The organism is Cupriavidus plantarum (assembly GCF_905397285.1).
GTDB lineage: Bacteria > Pseudomonadota > Gammaproteobacteria > Burkholderiales > Burkholderiaceae > Cupriavidus > Cupriavidus plantarum.
Map to the genome: position 1 here is coordinate 174,301 of NZ_CAJPUX010000005.1, position 18,320 is coordinate 192,620.

The window sequence follows — 18,320 nt, forward strand, 5'->3', positions numbered from 1 at the left end:
AGGGACTTTTTTTGAACCACACAGTCTACCAACTAGTTGGTAGCACCATCTACGGAAGGAACCATCATGACCGAATTCAGCCCGAACGGCGCATCGCACGCCAATCTTTGGCTCAAGCCCTACTACTACTGGCGCGCCGCATTCTCGATTGTGTGGGTTGCCGCCGCGTTCACGGTCGGCAGGACCAACCCCGCCGTCGCGGCGATCCTCCTGATGGTCTACCCCGCGTGGGACGCCGTGGCCAACCTCGTGGACGCACACCGGAATGGCGGCATGCGCCGCAACCCTACGCAAGCGCTCAACGTGGTGGCCAGCGGCGTCACGACCGCCGGCGTTGCCATTGCACTCGGCATCGGCATGAATGCCGTGCTCGGGGTCTTCGGCACCTGGGCCATTCTCGCGGGCCTGTTCCAGCTCGCCACCGGTGTGCGCCGCTGGAAAAACTTCGGTGCCCAATGGGCCATGATCCTCAGCGGCGCGCAATCGGCGCTGGCGGGCGCGTTCTTCATCAAGACGGCCGCGGGGGCGCAGGTCCCAGGCATCACGGACTTTGCCCCGTACGCGGCGTTCGGCGCGTTCTACTTCCTGATCTCGGCCATTTCGCTGAGCATCGCCGACATGCGCCGCACGAAGACGCGGCAGTTCGGCGCGTGATGGTCATCCTGATTTGTCATCCGCGGTAGTAAACCTTGATCGATCGCCGCGGCATCGGCATCGATCAGGGCAGCGCCCCCACCTGCTTCAGCACCGCGCGCGCAATCTCCTGACGCCTGGCACCGACCTCCGGCTTCGGCATATCGAGGTTCATCGCGAATACGTACGTATCGTCACCGCGCGTCACCCAGCCCACCCACCAGCCGACATCGACCTTGCCCGATGTGGCCCACCCCGTCTTCGCGCGGAGCGTATAGACCGGCGTCTGCTCGATGACGAGGATGTCGTCCAGCGCCCGGAAGCTCTGCTCCGAGATCAGCGGCACCTTGTGCGCGGCAGCCGCGCGCAGAAAGTCAATCTGCTGATATGTCGTGATTTGCAAATGCCCGTTGAGCCAGAACCGGTCCACCGGTCCCTCGACGTCGGCATTCCCGAAGTGCGCCGCCCCGAGATACTTGCGATACTGCGCCGTGCCCACGCGGCGAGCCAGGGCCTGATAGGCCGGCACGCACGAGTTCCTGAGCGCGTCGCGCAAGGCGACCTCGCCATTGCACACCGCGGGCAGGATCGGCTTGCCATGGTGCATCCATACCTTGCCGTCCCATGGCAGCTTGTCATGATCGACATCGGCCACTGCGCCGGTCTCCAGGCCGATCAGCGAGTTGAAGATCTTGAACGTCGACGCTGGCGAATACGCCGTGGCCGCGCGCTTCGGGTTGTAGGTCAGCGTGCGGTGCTGACGCACGTCATAGACGACGATGGTGCCGTCGACACCGGCTGCGTCGAATAACGGTTTCGCATCGATCGGCACCTCGGTCTTTCCGACGGGCGTGGCGGTCACCGCCGCACAGGCCAGCACCAAAGGCGCGACCAGCAGACCCAGCATTGTCTTTCGCATGTCACCTCGCATCAGCGTTCTCTTGTGGTTGTGGATGAATGAGCCGGAGCATAGGTGCGCCGATGAAACTCGCCAACCGAAGCGTCTGTAACACGCGTAACATGGCGCTCGATGACCGCACGCGAACCCATCCACATCGACCTCACCGGGCCCTATACCGTGAACGGCCGGACCGTCCGCCATCAGTCGGTCTGGCTGCTGGCGCGCATCTGGCTGGCCGTGTCGCGCGACCGCGAGGACCTCGGGGCCGCGATCGTGCGCGCGCGGTTCGCCGAGGCCGCCAATGTGCGGATGATCGTGTCACGCGCGTTCGGCGACTTCGCGCGATGGGGCATCGCGGTGGGCTGGGGTCATGACAAGGCCGCCGATATCGCGACGCTGCGCGCCGATCGCCGTAGCCGCGGTCCGTTCTGGATGGCCCCGGCTACCGCGCGGAGGCTGCGCTTCACCGCAAACGGCAAGGCGATGCGGACGGCGGGTGTGGCGCGGTGGCTTGGGCCGTCGAGCCCCGCCAGACCCGTGCGATCCGCGCGCAATGGCGGCGCGGAGGGCAGCACCGAGGGCCGCACCGACGACGGTCTTTACTACGTGATGCGCGACATGGACTTCTGGCGCCATCTCACGCAGGCCATGCGTGGCGCGCAGGACGGCTTCGCGGGGATGATCGATCACGGCGTGGCCGAGTCGTTCCGCGCCGCGCACCGCAGCGCCGCCGACCCATTCCAGCAGGCGCTGTCGCTGCTCAAGGAGAGCCTGGCGTGGCGCCGCAGCGATCGGCTCGACAAAAGCCGCGCGGCCTTGCGCCGATTCGAACGGATCGTGGCGGGCGGCCACGTCAACGCCGCGTTGCCGACGTTCGCCGCCATGGCGCACGTCGTGCGCGCGTGGGAGCAATACACGCGCGGCGATCTCGACGCCGCGCGGCACGAACTGGCGCGGCTCGAAGGCGATCCCGAATTGCGGCCCGTCGTGCGGTATAACCCGCGCATTCGCTTCGAGGCGCTGAACCTGGACGCGCTCATTCACAAGAGTGTTGCGCTGCGTCCGGAAGCTGCGGGACAAGGCGGGAACAAGTCCGCAGTGAAATCCTCGACCGCGGTCAGCGCATCGCGGCGGCGGGATGCCGCCCGCGATGCGCTGGAGGGCTTCGCCGGGGCGTTGCAGGCCGCGTATGAAGCGGACTCCGTCGACGCCGCGCAGCATGCGGCGGCCAATATCGGCTGGTGCCTCTGGCTGTTCTGGCAATACAGGCTCGTCGACGAGGCGCGCGCGCTGGACGCTGGGGATGTCCAGCGTCAGGCCATGCGGTGGCTCGGGTTGTCCGAGTGGATCTGCGACCGGTTCGGTGTCGGCGGTGGCACCGCGTGGAATACGATCTTTCTGCTACGCGTGGCGCGCGGCAACATCGATGCGGCCACGGCGCCCGCGTCGTCGAGCGCGTTCCGGGCACGGCGTCCGCTGACCGTTGCGGCGGCGATCGATGCCTTGCGACCGTTCCATGCGCCATTCGCGGCGGCCAAGGGCTTCGTGCGCTGGTCGTCGGTCGCGGCCTTTGCGCTGGAGGAACACGATACGGGGCGCGTGCGCTATAACGCGTTGCAGGTGGCCAACCTGCTGCTGGAGTCCGCATGGTACCTCACGTACGAACAGGGGGCGTCGGCGCAGGCGTATGACGCGATGGAGCGCCTTGCCACGCAGCTTGGGACGTTGCGGGCCGCGGAACGCGGTTTCTTTCACGCCGAAATACGCGGCTTTCCACCGGAGCTCCGCGCCGCGGCGGCCGAGGGGGCACGCGCGGCACGCGCGGCGCGCGGCAAATGAGTTCGCCTCACCCCTGTCCCGCCAACTCCCCCGCCGTATCCACCAGCACCTGCCGGAACCATCGATGCGCAGGGTCCTGCCGATAGCGGACGTGCCAGGCGATATCCACCGGGAATGTTCCTAGATCGACCGGTGACGGCAACACCTTGAGGCGCGCGTCCTTGGCGATCTGAGCGCAGATCAGCCGTGGCAAAGTCGCGCAGTAATCGGTCTTTGCGATGATCTCCGGCACCGCCAGAAAATGCGTCACCGAAATCGCAAGCTCCCGCCGCAGGCGCTGGCGCTCGAGCGCCTGAAACAGACCCACCCGCAACCTCCCCGGCGGCAGCACGTTGACGTGCCGTAGCCGCTCGTACTGCTCGCGCGACATCGTATCGCCGATGTCCGGATGATCCGCGCGCACGACGCATGCGAGCCCATCGTCCATGAGGTGCTGGATCACGAGGCTGTCGGGCGGATCGACGATGCGGCCTAGCGCCATGTCGGTCGTGCCGGAGATGACGCCGGTCTCGGCGAGGTCGCTGCCGAACGGCGTCAGCGACACCTTCACCCCGGGCGCCACCTCACGTAACCGAGCCACCACGCTGGGGATCAGCACGATTTCCACATAGCTGTTCGGCGCGATATGGAACTGACGCACGGACGTGGCCGGGTCGAAATGCTGCTGCCCGAGGATCACGTCATCGAGTCTGGCCAGGGATTCCGACACCACCGGGACGATGGACTCCGCGAACTGGGTGGGCTTGATGCCGTATCGCTCGCGCACGAACAGCGGGTCGCGGAGCGTTTCTCGCAGCCGGTTCAGCGCATTCGAGAGTGCCGGCTGCGTCATGCCGAGGCGCGCGGCGGCGCGTGTGACGTTGCGCTCTTCCATCAGCGCGATGAACACGGGCAGGAGGTTCAGGTCGTATCGCATGAGTCATCATGCTAGGTGAATATCTAGAATAGAACAAATAAATTTCTCAAATATCTGGTCATTACGCATAGTTAGGGCAACCCGGCGCCGCCAGACATGCGGCACAGATCAAGTTTGAGGAGTTTTCCATGACTGAAACGACCCAACCCACAACATCGCCCGCATCCGGTCATCCGGCTTCCGGCGGCCTCGCCCGCTCCCTCGCGCTATTCGCGCTGGCGCTCGGCAGCTTCTGTATCGGCACGTCCGAGTTTGCCAGCATGGGCGTGATCCAGTTGTTCTCCGCGAGCCTGGGCATCGATGTGCCGCAGGCCACCAGCGCGGTCACCGCTTACGCGCTTGGCGTGGTCGTCGGCGCACCGGCGGTCACGCTTGCCGCGGCGCGGCTCAATCGCCGGACGTTGCTGCTCGCGCTCATCGCGTTGTTCGTCGTCGGCAACGTCTTGTCGGCGATGGCATCGAGCCTGCCGTTCCTGATCGCCGCGCGCTTTCTCAGCGGGTTGCCGCAGGGCGCGTACTTCGGTGCCGGCGCGATGGTCGCGAGCTATATCCTCGGCCCGGGCCAGTCCGGCCGCGCGTTCGCCATCGTCATGACCGGCCTGACCGTCGCGACGATCATCGGCTCGCCGCTTGCGACGTTCCTTGGACAGACGCTTGGCTGGCGCGAAACCTACCTCGCGGTGGCGGCGCTCTCCGCGGTGGCATGGCTGGCCATCCGCCAGTGGCTGCCGCGCACGGCCGCCCTCGATGGCGCGCCCATCGTGCAGGAGTTGTCCGCGCTGCGCAGCGGCAAGGTCTGGGGCGTGATGGCGGTGGCGACCGCCGGCATCGCGAGCCTGTTCGCGATCTACACGTTCGTCGGACCGATCGTCACCGATGCCACGAAGCTGGCGCCTTCGATGATCCCCGTGGCGCTGGCGATTTTCGGTATCGGCATGACGGCCGGCAATTCGGTGGGCGGTCGTGCGGCCGACCAGTATCCGATGCGCGGCCTCGTGCTCGGCCTGGGCGGTGCGCTGGCGGTCCTCGTGGTGATTGCCATCGGCGGTCAAACCCCTTCGGTGCTGTTCCCCGCGCTGTTCGCGCTCGGCGCCGCGCTGATGGCTTCCATCCCGACCATGCAGGTCCGTCTGACGCGCTTTGCCCCGCAGGCACCGTCGCTGATGGGTGCGATGACGCTGGCCGCCTGCAATCTCGGCAATGCGATCGGGGCGTGGGCCGGTGGCGCGACGATCGATGCGGGCTTTGGATTGCTGTCGGTGGCGTGGGCGGGTTTTGCGCTCACCCTCACCGGGCTGGCGATCTTTGGCCTGACCCTGCTCAAAACGACGCCCCGGCGGCCGGTGGCTGTGGAAGCCGTCTGAACGCCGCCCGCAACCTCTCTCTTTTTAACGACGTTTCGATTTATCCCACTGTTTAGGAGCGCATCATGTCTATCAAGCACGTACTGTTCATCCTGACCAACACCGCCGAGATTGGCCCGAACCACCGTCCTACGGGCTACTTCTTCCCCGAGGTCGCCCACCCGTACGAAGTCTTCGCGGAATTCGGCGTGGCGGTCGAATACGCATCGCTGCAGGGCGGCACGCCGCCGGAAGACGGCTACGACGCGAACGATCCCGCGCAACTGGCCTTCCGCAACAGCGCCGCGATCCGCCGCATGGCCCATAGCCGCAAGCTGTCGGAAGTGGACGTCCTGGACTACGACGCTATCTTCTTCCCCGGCGGCCTTGGCCCGATGGTCGACATCGCCCGCAACCCGGAAATCCAGCAGGCCGTCGAACGCGCCTGGCAAGGCGGCAAGATCGTCGCCGCGGTCTGCCATGGCCCCGCCGCCCTGCTCGGCGCGAAGCTCGAGGACGGCACGCCGCTGATCAAGGGCCGCAAGCTGACGTCGTTCTCCAACGCCGAAGAAGCCGGCTACGCCCAGGCCGACGTCCCCTTCCTCCTGGAAGACGCGTTGCGCGCCGAGGGCGCCGAGTACTCGTCGGCCGACGTGTGGCAGGAAAAGGTGGTCGTGGACGGCAGGTTGATGACCGGCCAAAACCCGGCATCGGGCGGCCCACTGGCCAAGGCGATCGTGGAAGCCCTGCGTTAATCGCCCCCGCTGACATGAAAGCCGCCCGCTCGCGGAAGCGAGGGGCGGCTTGTTTTCGTTTCAGCGAAGGGGCGAGCAGACTGAGCAACGCCAGCTTCTCATGTCGAAGAAACTTTCTGCGTGGGAGAAAAGATTCACTTCAGCGGCATGCGGTCGGGGTTCGACAATTGGTGGGCATGAGAGTCCTCCCGAATGCGCTGATTGCCATGGGCCTGCTCGCCGCGGCGGACGTGTCGTCGGCGCAGACGTATGGGATCGTCGGCGCCAACGTGCAGAAGCAGGCCAGCTCGGTGCTGACCCTGATGTCCTTCGCCGTCGTGCCCGACCTCGCTTCCAGTTCGCTCTCTATCAGCAACACGAGTACCGACAACCCTGACATCACGCTCTGGCAACTGGGCGGCGGCTTCACGTTGAGTCAGTCGTTTCCGATGTATCTGGAGGGGTCGATCGCCTACAACCGCTACGACCCGACGTTCGTTGCGTCGAACGGTCAGGAGACGCGCCGCCTGCCGACGAAGTGGAACACGTTTGCGGGCACGGTCGGCGTCGGCTGGGATTTTCCGCTGACGGAAAGCCGGGAGCTCGTGTTCCGCCCCATCCTCAATGCCTCGATCGGCCGCGTCGCCAGCGATGTCTCCGTGGCCAAGTTCGCCGTCGAGCAGAAGACGGATCGGGAGGTCGCGTTCCTGGAAGACGGCTCGATGAATGCCTACGGCCTCGGCGGCTCGGTGATGCTCGACTGGGAGAGCCATCGCGGCGAGAACGACATCGACGTGGAACTGCGATATACGAACATCTACCTGCGCAGCTTCGGCACCTCCCATGGCATCGAAGCCTCCTCCGCCGCGCAGACCGCGAGCCTGTACGCCCGCTGGCGATCCCCGACAGGCCTGCGCGCGCTCGACCGCCCCGTTCGCTACGTGCTGGAGCTGTCCCACTCCCAATACTTCGGAAACCAGGCCGGCGCGCTGGGCTTCAATCGCCTCACGACCCTCGGCACCGGACTCGAACTCGATACAAGCGCCCACGAGGTCTTCGTGACGCGTATCCGCGCAGTAGTCCGGTACGTCTTCGGCAACAACGTATCCGGCATCTCGTTCGGATTCGCCGCGAGCTTCTAGCGCCGCGTGTTACGGCAGGACCGGATTCGCCGTTGCGCGCGCGATGATGGCGTCGGCATCCCGTTGCAGCAGGAATCTCTGCGCCACGAGGTCGTTGGCCGCCGACGTCACCGCGGACACATAGCCGGCCTGCGTGCCATACAACGTCTCGAGCGAAGGGCGCCCATCGCCCGCCGCCACACGCGCGGTCTCCGTCTTGTGGAACGGGATGAACGATCCCGTCAGGTTCGACAGGTCGATGATGCCGGGCGTGGCCACGTAGTTGAACTCGATGCTCGTCCCCACCGGCACCCGCGCCTCCACGCTGCGGATACCCGCGCGCGGAATGCCCGTGGACGTATCCACCTGCGGCACGAGAATCGCATAGTCGCGATTGAGGTTCGCCGGCGGCAGAATCGTCGCGATGCCCGATTCGTCCTGAGGGCGGTACTGGGGACCGAAGTCGAGCAGCGAGTAGCCGTTGTAGCGCGCGAGGTACTGGAAGTCCGGGATCGCCGCGCCCCCAGACACCGGCCATGTCAGCCCCTTCATCACCGGGAACGTCACCGCGCTCGGACGGACCAGCGTGCCATCGGCCAGCTTCGGCACCTGGCTCGCCGGCGGCGTCACCCCGCGCACGACCCAGTCCTCGAGGTCGATGAACAACGCGCGGAACGTGTCGTTGTGATGAATCACCGTGCCGGCCGGATAGACGTTGCGCGTCGGCGCAAACGCGATGCTAGCGGTACCGCCCGCGCCGCCGTGCTGCGTACCCGTGTAGTAGTAGATGCGCGCGTTGTCAGGCTGCGTGAGATCGCGCGTCCCATTGGCGTCGGTGAGCACCGGCGAACCCTGCAGTTGCCAGAACTCGGTGCCGGACAGGCCGAGGAAGAACTTGGGGCACGTGCTGGTCGCCGAGCAACGCGCCATCACCCCACCGCGCTGACCCGAGATATCGTCCACGTAGTCCTTGTCGAGCCCGCGCGGCGCGGTCTGCCCAAACGCCGTATGGTCCGTCCGCAGCCCGCCGCCACCGCCCGGCACGGCAAAGCGCGTGTTGACGTTGGTCTGCCGCGCGGCCACATGCGCGTAAATGCCGTCGAACACCTTGTTGCCGTCGAGCGCCTGATTGAAGCCGAGATGCAGGAACGTCTTCATGGCATTGCCCGACTGCGACGTGCCCTGCCCGATCGTATAGGCGATGCGCCCCGCAACGGGATTCGGCGTACCGGCGCTATCCGCCGTCTTGCCGCGGAAGAAGCTGATGGTGTCGCGCAGCGCGGCAAGGCCGACGCCCATCACCTTCGGATCCTTCGCCACGTACACGAGCTCATACAGATAGGCCGGATCGAAGCCGCCGCGCAGGCAGATGCTTGCGGGATCGGGCGTACCGGGGAACGCATTGGTTCCGCTATCGCACGTCGCGAACTTCCAGTCGCTGGCGGGGATCGGCTGGCGCGCATCGGTCTCGTTCGCGCGCCGCGTCAGCGAGTAGCCGGGGAGCGTGTTGTCGAGACTCGCGGGCGCATACGGCAGCATCGTGCCGTTGAACACACCGCCCGGCAGGGTCATCGACGGTGTCGCGGCGGTGGGGACGAGTTCGCTGCGGTACGGACCGGTGATCGATGTACCGTCCGCGTTCTTCGCCACGGGAACGGTGACCGTGAGCCGGGCCGCGCTGGACTTCGGCACGTCGCCCTGCCATGCCGAGTACAACAGCACGTACCCGCGCTCGAGGTAGATGGCGTCGCTCGGCGTAGCCGTCGGATTCACCATCGTAAGGATGTTGCCGCGATTGGGCGCGTCGTAGCGCATGACGCCGCTCGACTTGCTCATGTCCTTGGGCTTGAGCATCACGAAGTCGGCTGTGTATTCCACCATGCCGTTCGCATTGACGGGCGCGAGCGAGAGGTCCTGAATGATCGCGTTCTTCGGATCCCTGGGATCGACTTCACCGCTGAGCGTGCCGGTAAGCTGCTCGTACTGGCCCACGCCCCCGTAGCTGCCCGGAAAGTCCTGCCGGGCGGTGACCTTCAGCGTCATCGCCGGTGTGCGCGTGGTGGGCGTACCGCCACCACCGCCACCGCCGCTCGAACCGCCATTGTCGTCGCTGCCACCGCACGCGCCGAGCACCATCGCTCCGGCCAGCGCTCCCGCGAGCGCGCACGTCTTCCCTCGGTGTATGAACACCTTTGTCATTGCTGTCTCCTCGTTCTGGCTTCCGTTACGTGACGTCACCTCGAAGCGAGTCTATGCGCAGCAGATTAAGCTGATAAATTGATTGTTTGGATGAATTAATCGAAGACGCGGATGAGCGGCGAGCGAAGCGCCTGGGGACAACGTTCCGACAGCTCAGAACTTCGGAATGCGCAACGTCTTGCTGATCATCAGCGAGCCCGACAGCACGAACAGCAGCGCCATGGGGTGCAGCAAGGCGGGGCCGAGCTGCCAGACGCCGCCATAGAGGCCATCGGCAAGCCGGTCCTGCGACGCGCACCACGCGAGTACGCCGGTGAGCACCACGCTGGTCGGAATCGGCGTGCCTTCGAAGTACTTGACCTTGGCGGTGCCGGCGGACAAGGTCTCCGCCGTGACGTTGAAGCGCGCGAGGCGGCTGACGCCACAGCAGACGAAATACGCCAGCGCGATCAGGTCCCATCCCCCGCGCATGCCCGCGGCAAAGGCGAGCGTGGCCGGCGCGACGCCGAAGGAGATGACGTCGGACAGCGAGTCGAGCTCGCGGCCCAGTGCGGAGTGGGCGTGGCGCCAGCGCGCGATGCGGCCGTCGAGGACATCGAAGAAGAACGCGGCCGGCGCGAAGGCGGCGGCCACGTAGAACAGCGTCAATGACGGCTCGGCGACGTAGAACATCGCGAAGAACACCGCGCCCATGCCGCACGCGGCGTTCGCCAGCGTGAAGAAGTCCGCCAGCTGCAGATCGCGCAGCATCGAGAAATGTCGTGGGCGCTCGCTCGAGGTCGTCATGGCTATCCGGTAAAGGACCCGATCGGGCCTGATCGCGATGAAACGGATCAGACCACGGTGGTCACGTGATACACATTGGGCGCCGCGGCGAACGTATCGCCTACCAGTTTGCGCCACGTCTGAAAGTCGTCGGACTCGCGGAAATGCACCATATGGTCTTCCACGGTTTCCCATCCCACCACCAGCGTGTACTGCTGCGGCTGCTCGATCGAGCGCTGCAGGTTCATGCTGTGGCAGCCGCGCGCACGCGCGAACAGCGGCTTGGCCTGAACGACGCCCGCTTCGAACTGCGCCTCCATGCCGGGCTTGACGGTGATCTGTGCGATTTCGTGAATCATGGTCTTGTCTCTCGTTGATGAACGCCATGCAAGCGGCGTGCCGTGTACCTTAGCAGATCGCGCCCATCGCCGCGGCGGCGGCCACGCCGCGCCTTACATGTCGATGTCGCGACGTTTGAAAATTTTCTATCCGGCGCCCCGCTGCCGCAGCAATCCGGCAACCAGGTACACCACGACCAGCGCATTGGCGAGCGCCAGCCCGATATGGAGCGCGGTCGGATGGCGCACGGCCTCGTAACACTCCACCGGAATATAGATGCCGCCGGACCAGACGCCGATCCATTTGCCCCACGGCAGGTTGTTCCAGAGCCCATAGGCTTCGGCGAACCGCATTAGCGCGTAGACAGCAGCGGAACCGCCGATCGCCCATAGCCGCCCATCCGACGGATGCGCCATGAGGGACAGGAAAATGGTGGGATAGCGGCTGGCAGGGTTCACATGGAGCCGCTGCACGATCTGCTCGGCAATCGCCTGGGCATCGCGATGCAGCAAGGCCACGATACCGATGCCGGCCAATATGACGAGCGCGCCCTTGGCGGCTTCGAACAGCGCGATGCCGCGCAGGCCCAGCGGCGAGGAGGCGTGTGCCATGGCGATGGGAAGAATGTCGAAAGGTCGACATTGTGCTACATCCGCGACATCAACATCGCTGAAACGGTTACCCGTCCTCGGACTATCGCCGCGACTCCCGCTCGACGATCGGCCCGTCGGCGTCGATACCTCCGCCTGACTCGATCGCGCCATCGACGGTGATCGGTCCATCCACCTGCAAGTCGCCGTGGACGATCATCGAACCGTGGATGGTCACCGGACCGTTGAATTCCTTGTACAGCGTGCGCCGCGGCGGCCGGGGATAGCCGCCGCCCGGCGTGGCGAGCCATCCCGCGGTGATGGGCCCGCTCGCGTGCACGTTGCCATCCACGCTCAGGTTGCCATGCACGGTGACGGGCCCGCGCACGCGCGCGGAACCGCCGACGGCGATCGACCCCGCCACGGTCGGCTGCGCGTGCGCGGTCTCGATGCCAGGCGGCATCAGGACGCCAAGCGCCATCGTCGTCACCATCGCCACCATCGACACGGCTACCGCCGCCGGCGGTCGAGCAAGACACCCCATGTTGCGCCTCCCAAAACGCCACTGGCGCGATGCCTCCAGTCTAGTGCCCTGGAAGCATCGCGCCAGCGATGCGAGTGCAACGGTTGGTAACTGCCGTGACGGCAGTTACCGGTCGGCTGCGATCCGTCAGATCGCTATCAGTTGGAAGCGGTCGTCTTCACCACCGCCGGCTTCCCGCCGTCGTTCGACGCCACGGACTCCGGCAGCGGACCCCAGCCACCGCCGAGGCTCCGCACCAGCGACACCGTCGCCGAAGCCCGCAGTCCCGCCACGGTGTTCGCGTCGCGCTGCGACTGCAACACGGTACGATCCGCATCGATCACGGTCAGGTAGTCGACCGCGCCCGCGTCATAGCGGCTGCGCGAGATGCGCTGCGCACGCTTGGCGCCGGCGATCGCGGTGTCCAGCGCCGTGCTCTGCTGGCTCAGCCAGCGCACGTCCGCGAGGCTGTCCTCGACCTCACGGAACGCGGTCAGCACCGTCTGACGGTACGTCGCAACCGATTCCTCGTGGGCCGCGCGCGCGTTCGCGAGGTTCGCGCTATTTCGGCCACCGTCGAACACGGTCTGCGCGAGCGTCGAGCCGACCAGCGGTCCGATCGCCCAGGCACGCGACGAGTACTTGAAGAGATCGGCGAAGTTCGTCGACTCGAAGCCGAAGAACGCGGACAGCGAAATGCGCGGGTAGAACGCGGCGCGCGCCACGCCGATCCGGGCATTGGCCGCGGCCATCTGACGCTCGGCCTGCGCAATGTCGGGACGGCGCTCGAGCAGTTCGGACGGCAGACCGGCCGGCACCGACAGCGGCGTCAGTTGCAGCGGACGCGGCGTCAGCGCGAACTGCGCCGGCGCCAGGCCCGTCAGCACCGCCAGGGCGTGCTCCTGATTGGCGCGGCGGCGCTCGGTCGCGGCCAGATCGGCGCGCGCGGTACCGAGCTCGGCCTCGGCGCGGGCCGGATCGAGATCGGTGGTTTCACCGGCATCGTAGCGCTTGCGCAGCAACGACAACGCATCCTCGCGCAGCTTGATCGTCGCCTGCAGGATCTCCCGATCGCTGTCGAGCGTGCGCAGGTTGAAATACGCCTGCGCCACGTCCGCCTGCAGCGCGAGCTGCACCGACCGGAACAGATCGTCGGCCGCTTCGCCCTCGGCACGCGCCGCCGCGACGTTGCTCGCCACGCGACCGAACAGGTCGAGCTCGTAGCTGGCAATCGCACGAGCACGCACCAGGGTCTGGATCGGCGGCGTGGTGCCCGCGCCCAGATAGCTCACCGATGCCGCCGAATACTGCGTGCGGGTCGGATCGACGCCGACGCTGAGCTGCGGATACAGATCGGCTTCGGTCGCGCCGGTGATCGCACGCGCCTGCTTGACGCGCGCGGCAGCCGCGGCGAGGTTCTGGTTGCTCGTGTTGGCGGCGTCGATCAGACGATTGAGGTCGTCGTCACCGAACACCTTCCACCACTCGCCGCGCGCCTGGCCGTCGGCCGGCGTCGCGGTCTTCCACTGGATGCCTTCGGCCTGCGCGGCCTCGGCTTCCTTGAACGTTGCCGTGTTGGCCGTCTCCGGCACCTTGTACGTCGGCGCCAGCGAGCAGCCCGCCAGCACCAGCGCGGCGGCCAGCGTGGCCAGGCGGGGGAACTGGTTGGTCAGTTGGGCAATCATGATTTCTCTCGTTTGGATTCTTGTCATGTCACTCGGCCGATGCGACGGCCTGCGAGCCATCGTGGCGCAGCGCCGCCTCGCGGCGCTCGCGGCGCGTGGCCAGCATGCGCAGCGTGACGTAGAACACCGGCGTCAGGAACAGGCCGAAGAACGTCACGCCCAGCATCCCCGCGAACACCGCCACGCCCATCGCATGACGCATTTCCGCGCCGGCGCCGGTCGAGACCACCAGCGGCACCACGCCCATGATGAACGCGAACGACGTCATCAGAATCGGGCGCAGACGCAGGCGGCTGGCTTCAATCGCGGCCTGGAAGATCGTGCGGCCCTGATGCTCGAGCTCGCGGGCGAACTCCACGATCAGGATCGCGTTCTTCGCGGACAACCCGACCAGCACGATGAAGCCGATCTGCGTGAAGATGTTGTTGTCGCCACGGGTCAGCCATACACCGGTCATGGCGGCGAGCAGGCTCATCGGCACGATCAGGATCACGGCCAGCGGCATCGTCAGGCTTTCATACTGCGCGGCCAGCACCAGGAACACAAGCAGCACGCACAGCGGGAAGATCCAGATGCCCGCATTGCCGGCCAGGATGTCCTGGTACGTCAGGTCGGTCCACTCGAACTTGATGCCCTTGGGCAGCGTTTCCGCGGCCACGCGTTCCACGGCAGCCTGCGCCTGGCCCGACGAGAAGCCCGGGGCCGGACCGCCGTTGATATCGGCGGCGGTGAACGCGTTGTAGCGCACCACGCTATCCGGACCGAAGCCCTGCTTCACCTTGACCAGCGACGACAGCGGCACCATCTCGCCCGACTGGTTGCGCACCTTCAGCTGCAGGATGTCCTCGGCGTGCGCGCGGAACTGCGCATCCGCCTGCACCTTTACCTGATACGTACGGCCGAACTTGTTGAAGTCGTTCGCATAGGTGGAGCCCAGGTACGTCTGGAGCGTGTCGAACACGTCCGTGACGGGCACGCCCAGCTGCTTGGCCTTCACGCGGTCCAGCTGCACATCCAGCTGCGGCACGTTGATCTGGTAGTTGGAGAACAGACCCGCGAGTTCCGGCGTGGCGCGAGCCTTGCCGAGGAACGCATTGGTCGCATCGAACAGCGCGTCATAACCGAGCGCCTGACGGTCCTCGATCATCATCTTGAAACCGCCGATCGTGCCGAGGCCCTGTACCGGCGGCGGCGGGAACACGGCGATGAACGCGTCCTGGATCGAAGCGTACTTCTGGTTCAGCGCGGCCGCGATGGCGTCACCCGACAGGTCCTTCGACTTGCGCTCGTCGAACGGCTTCAGCGTGGCGAACACGATGCCCTGGCTCGGGCTGTTCACGAAACCGTTGATCGACAGGCCCGGGAACGCCACGGCAGATTCCACGCCAGGCTGCTTCAGCGCGATCTCCGACATGCGGCGGATCACGTCCTCGGTGCGATCCAGCGTCGCGCCGTCAGGCAGCTTGGCGAAGCTCACCAGATACTGCTTGTCCTGCGCGGGCACGAAGCCCTTCGGCACCAGCTGGAAGATGCCCCACGTCGCCACCAGCAGCACGGCGTAGACACCGAACACGGCGCTCTTGCGGCCGATCACGCCCTTCACGCCACGGCCATAGCTCTCGCCACTGCGGTGGAAGAAGCGGTTGAAGCGCTTGAAGAAGCCGCCCAGCACGCGATCCATCGCGCGCGTCAGCCAATCCTTCGGCGCATCGTGGCCACGCAGCAGCAGCGCGGACAGGGCCGGCGACAGCGTCAGCGAGTTGAAGGCCGAGATGATCGTCGAGATCGAGATCGTCAGCGCGAACTGCTTGTAGAACTGGCCGGTCAGGCCCGTCATGAAGCCCAGCGGCACGAACACCGCGCACAGCGTCAGCGCGATCGCGATGATCGGGCCGCTCACTTCGCGCATCGCCTTGTACGTAGCTTCCTTCGGCGGCAACCCTTCCTCGATGTTCCGCTCGACGTTTTCCACCACCACGATCGCATCGTCCACCACGATACCGATGGCCAGCACGAGGCCGAACAGCGACAGCGCGTTGATGGAGAACCCGAACGCATGCATCAGGCCGAACGTACCGACGATCGACACCGGCACCGCCAGCAGCGGAATGATCGACGCACGCCACGTCTGCAGGAACAGGATCACCACGAGCACCACCAGCGCAATCGCCTCGAACAGCGTATGCACCACGGCCTCGATACTGTGACGCACGAACTGCGTCGGGTCATAGACGATGCTGTAGTCCACGCCATCGGGGAAGCCTTCCTTCAGCTCCTCCATGGTCTTGCGGACGTCGTCCGAGATCTGGATGGCGTTGGAACCCGGCGACTGGAAGATCGGCAGCGCCACCGCGGACTTGTTGTCCAGCAGCGAACGCAGCGCGTACTCGGACGCACCGAGCTCGATGCGCGCGATGTCCTTCAGGTACGTCACCGCGCCATCGGGCGAGCTCTTGACGACGATGTCGCCGAACTCCTCGACGGTCTGCAGACGGCCCTGCGCGTTCACCGACAGTTGCAGGTCAGTACCCGGCAGCGACGGCGACTGGCCGATCACGCCGGCCGCCACCTGCACGTTTTGCTCGCGAATCGCGCGCACCACATCGGAAGCGGACAGCTGGCGCTCGGCGATCTTCTCCGGGTTCAGCCAGACGCGCATCGAGTAATCGCCCGAACCGAACATCTGCACCTGGCCCACGCCCTGGATCCGCGCGAGGCGGTCCTTGACGTTGATCAGCGCGTAGTTGCGCAGGTACGTCATGTCATAGCGATCGTTCGGCGACACCAGGTGGACCACCATGGTGAGGTCGGGCGAGCTCTTGACCGTCGTGATACCCAGGCGGCGGACGTCCTCCGGCAGACGCGGCTCGGCTTGCGCCACGCGGTTCTGCACGAGCACCTGCGCCTTGTCCGGGTCGGTACCCAGCTTGAACGTCACGGTCAGCGTCAGCGAACCGTCGCTGTTGGCCTGCGAGTTCATGTACAGCATGTCCTCGACGCCGTTGATCTGCTCTTCCAGCGGCGTGGCCACCGTCTCGGCGATCACCTTCGGGTTGGCGCCCGGGAACTGCGCGCGCACAACGACCGACGGCGGTACCACTTCCGGGTACTCCGAGATCGGTAACTTGAACATCGAGATGGCGCCGATCAGGAAGATCAGCACCGACAGCACGCCCGCAAAAATCGGGCGATCGATAAAGAATTTCGAGAGATTCATCTTGGTCTCGGCGAAAGCGCTTCCCCCTGGCTGTCCGCCAACGCAGCGGACGCCATCAACAGCACGGGAAGTTTGGGTCTACGTGGGCTCTGGCGGGAAAGCGCTCAGCTCACCGGTTTTGCCGCGGGTTTCTCGTTGCCGCCGACGACCTGCTCGGCAGGCTTGTCGGCCTGCTCCGCCTGCTTCGGTGCATTCGCGTTGCCCTTCGGCTGGAGTTCGCTGCGGAAGGCCATGTCCACCACCTTCGGTGCGACGGTATCGCCCGGACGCACGCGCTGCAGGCCGTTCACGACGATGTTCTCGCCGGGATTCAGACCCTTGCGGATCACGCGCAGCCCGTCATACGTCGGTCCGAGGTCGACCTCGCGATACCCGAGCTTGTTGTCCTTGCCGACCACCAGCACGAACTTCTTGCCCTGGTCGGTGCCCACGGCGCGATCGTTGATCAGCACCGCCGGGTGCGGCGTGCCGCCACCGAGCTTGACCTTGGCGTAGAGGCCCGGCAGCAGGCGGCCATCTTCATTGTTGAAGACGGCGCGCATGCGGATCGTGCCGCTACGCGTATCCAGGCGGTTGTCCACCCATTGCACCTTGCCTTCGCGCGGGTTGCCGTCTTCGTCGGCCAGACCCAGGAACACCGGCAGGTCCTTCTTGCCGCCGCCAGCGCCCGGCGCCGTGAAGCGCAGGTAGCTCTGCTCATCGACGTCGAAGCTCGCGTAGATCGGCGAGACGGACACGACCGTGGTCAGCGCCGGCGATGCGGCGCCCGCGGCCACGAGGTTGCCCACCGTGATCTCGGCCTTCGACACGCGGCCCGCCACCGGCGCGACGATGCGCGTGTAGCTCAGGTTCAGCCGCGCGGACTCGAGCGCTGCCTGCGCGCCGCGCACGTCGGCGCCGGTTTCGCTGGCGGTGTTGATGCGCTCGTCGTATTCGCGCTTGGAGATGGCGTTGTCGTCCAGCAGGCGCTGCGCACGTGCCTTCTCGGTCTGCGCATGCGAGGCGCGGACCTGCGCGGCGGCGAGCGCCGCTTCCGCGCGCGCCACCTCGGCGGCGTAGGGACGCGGGTCGATCGTGAAGAGCGGATCGCCCTTCTTCACGATCGCGCCCTCGCGGAAGTGCACGGTGTCGATGGTGCCGGAGACGCGCGGACGGATTTCCACGCGATCTACGGCTTCCATGCGGCCCGAGAACTCATCCCATTCCGTGATGGTCTTACCCACCACGGCGGCGACTTCCACCGACGGCGCCGGCGGGGTTGCGGTGTTGGCCTGCGCTTCGCCCCCATGCCACGGACGCAGGACCGAGGTTGCCACGCCAATACCGAGAACCGCCACGATGGCAACGGCAATCAGCGTGCGTCGAGACTGGTGATTCATTTTTCTTCACTCCGTGTTTCTGTCGGGTTTTCTTCAACTGAAAGCAAAAAAAGGCCGAACGCGCCCCGCCGGGTCCCAGGGCCCGGAAAAAATGGGGGAATACCGTGTGGCTAGACTACGGCGATCGCCAGCATGA

General features: G+C 66.0%; 15 protein-coding genes. 5 read left to right on the forward strand and 10 right to left on the reverse strand.

Annotated features, from left to right (window positions below):
• Window positions 1-66 precede the first annotated feature (66 nt).
• A complete protein-coding gene (locus KHP16_RS20835; protein WP_211961039.1) occupies window positions 67-654 on the forward strand; it encodes a DUF308 domain-containing protein in 588 nt (195 codons plus the stop codon).
• A 64-nt stretch (window positions 655-718) separates the two neighbouring features.
• On the opposite strand, the gene blaOXA is transcribed toward KHP16_RS20835, so the two are convergent.
• Window positions 719-1,552 (reverse strand): OXA-1206 family carbapenem-hydrolyzing class D beta-lactamase, encoded by an 834-nt coding sequence (gene blaOXA, locus KHP16_RS20840; protein WP_121492401.1) that lies wholly within the window; start codon window positions 1,550-1,552, stop codon window positions 719-721.
• Between the two features lie 111 nt (window positions 1,553-1,663).
• Here blaOXA and KHP16_RS20845 point away from each other — a divergent pair, with 111 nt between their 5' ends.
• Window positions 1,664-3,373, forward strand: a complete 1,710-nt coding sequence (locus KHP16_RS20845; RefSeq protein ID WP_211961040.1) for a hypothetical protein — start codon at window positions 1,664-1,666, stop codon at window positions 3,371-3,373.
• A 7-nt stretch (window positions 3,374-3,380) separates the two neighbouring features.
• Here KHP16_RS20845 and KHP16_RS20850 read toward each other — a convergent pair whose 3' ends face one another.
• Window positions 3,381-4,289: a LysR family transcriptional regulator gene (locus KHP16_RS20850; RefSeq protein ID WP_115954331.1), complete on the reverse strand. Its 909-nt coding sequence runs from the start codon at window positions 4,287-4,289 to the stop codon at window positions 3,381-3,383.
• Window positions 4,290-4,417: 128 nt separating this feature from the next.
• On the opposite strand from KHP16_RS20850, the gene KHP16_RS20855 reads away from it, so the two are divergent.
• From KHP16_RS20855 to KHP16_RS20865, 3 genes are all read left to right on the forward strand, one after another.
• Entirely contained in the window at window positions 4,418-5,653 is a 1,236-nt protein-coding gene (locus tag KHP16_RS20855) for an MFS transporter (RefSeq protein WP_211961041.1), read from the forward strand.
• A gap of 65 nt (window positions 5,654-5,718) precedes the next feature.
• Window positions 5,719-6,387, forward strand: coding sequence for a type 1 glutamine amidotransferase domain-containing protein (locus KHP16_RS20860; RefSeq protein ID WP_211961042.1), 669 nt, complete (start codon window positions 5,719-5,721; stop codon window positions 6,385-6,387).
• 176 nt (window positions 6,388-6,563) lie between these two features.
• Window positions 6,564-7,508, forward strand: coding sequence for a hypothetical protein (locus KHP16_RS20865; RefSeq protein WP_375153829.1), 945 nt, complete (start codon window positions 6,564-6,566; stop codon window positions 7,506-7,508).
• Between the two features lie 9 nt (window positions 7,509-7,517).
• On the opposite strand, the gene KHP16_RS20870 is transcribed toward KHP16_RS20865, so the two are convergent.
• The 8 genes from KHP16_RS20870 to KHP16_RS20905 all read right to left on the reverse strand — a co-directional run bounded on the left by KHP16_RS20870 (window position 7,518) and on the right by KHP16_RS20905 (window position 18,184).
• Entirely contained in the window at window positions 7,518-9,671 is a 2,154-nt protein-coding gene (locus KHP16_RS20870) for an alpha/beta hydrolase domain-containing protein (RefSeq protein ID WP_415831264.1), read from the reverse strand.
• Between the two features lie 168 nt (window positions 9,672-9,839).
• Entirely contained in the window at window positions 9,840-10,472 is a 633-nt protein-coding gene (locus tag KHP16_RS20875; protein ID WP_109584007.1) for a CDP-alcohol phosphatidyltransferase family protein, read from the reverse strand.
• Between the two features lie 47 nt (window positions 10,473-10,519).
• Complete coding sequence (locus tag KHP16_RS20880) at window positions 10,520-10,810, reverse strand: antibiotic biosynthesis monooxygenase family protein (RefSeq protein WP_109584006.1); 291 nt, start codon at window positions 10,808-10,810, stop codon at window positions 10,520-10,522.
• Window positions 10,811-10,936: 126 nt separating this feature from the next.
• Window positions 10,937-11,401, reverse strand: a complete 465-nt coding sequence (locus KHP16_RS20885) for a DUF2127 domain-containing protein (RefSeq protein WP_109584005.1) — start codon at window positions 11,399-11,401, stop codon at window positions 10,937-10,939.
• Between the two features lie 82 nt (window positions 11,402-11,483).
• Window positions 11,484-11,924: a hypothetical protein gene (locus tag KHP16_RS20890; RefSeq protein ID WP_179594234.1), complete on the reverse strand. Its 441-nt coding sequence runs from the start codon at window positions 11,922-11,924 to the stop codon at window positions 11,484-11,486.
• Window positions 11,925-12,061: 137 nt separating this feature from the next.
• Window positions 12,062-13,588: an efflux transporter outer membrane subunit gene (locus tag KHP16_RS20895; protein ID WP_109584003.1), complete on the reverse strand. Its 1,527-nt coding sequence runs from the start codon at window positions 13,586-13,588 to the stop codon at window positions 12,062-12,064.
• Window positions 13,589-13,616: 28 nt separating this feature from the next.
• Window positions 13,617-16,805 (reverse strand): efflux RND transporter permease subunit, encoded by a 3,189-nt coding sequence (locus KHP16_RS20900; protein WP_109584002.1) that lies wholly within the window; start codon window positions 16,803-16,805, stop codon window positions 13,617-13,619.
• 104 nt (window positions 16,806-16,909) lie between these two features.
• Window positions 16,910-18,184, reverse strand: coding sequence for an efflux RND transporter periplasmic adaptor subunit (locus KHP16_RS20905; protein WP_109584001.1), 1,275 nt, complete (start codon window positions 18,182-18,184; stop codon window positions 16,910-16,912).
• Window positions 18,185-18,320: the final 136 nt, after the last annotated feature.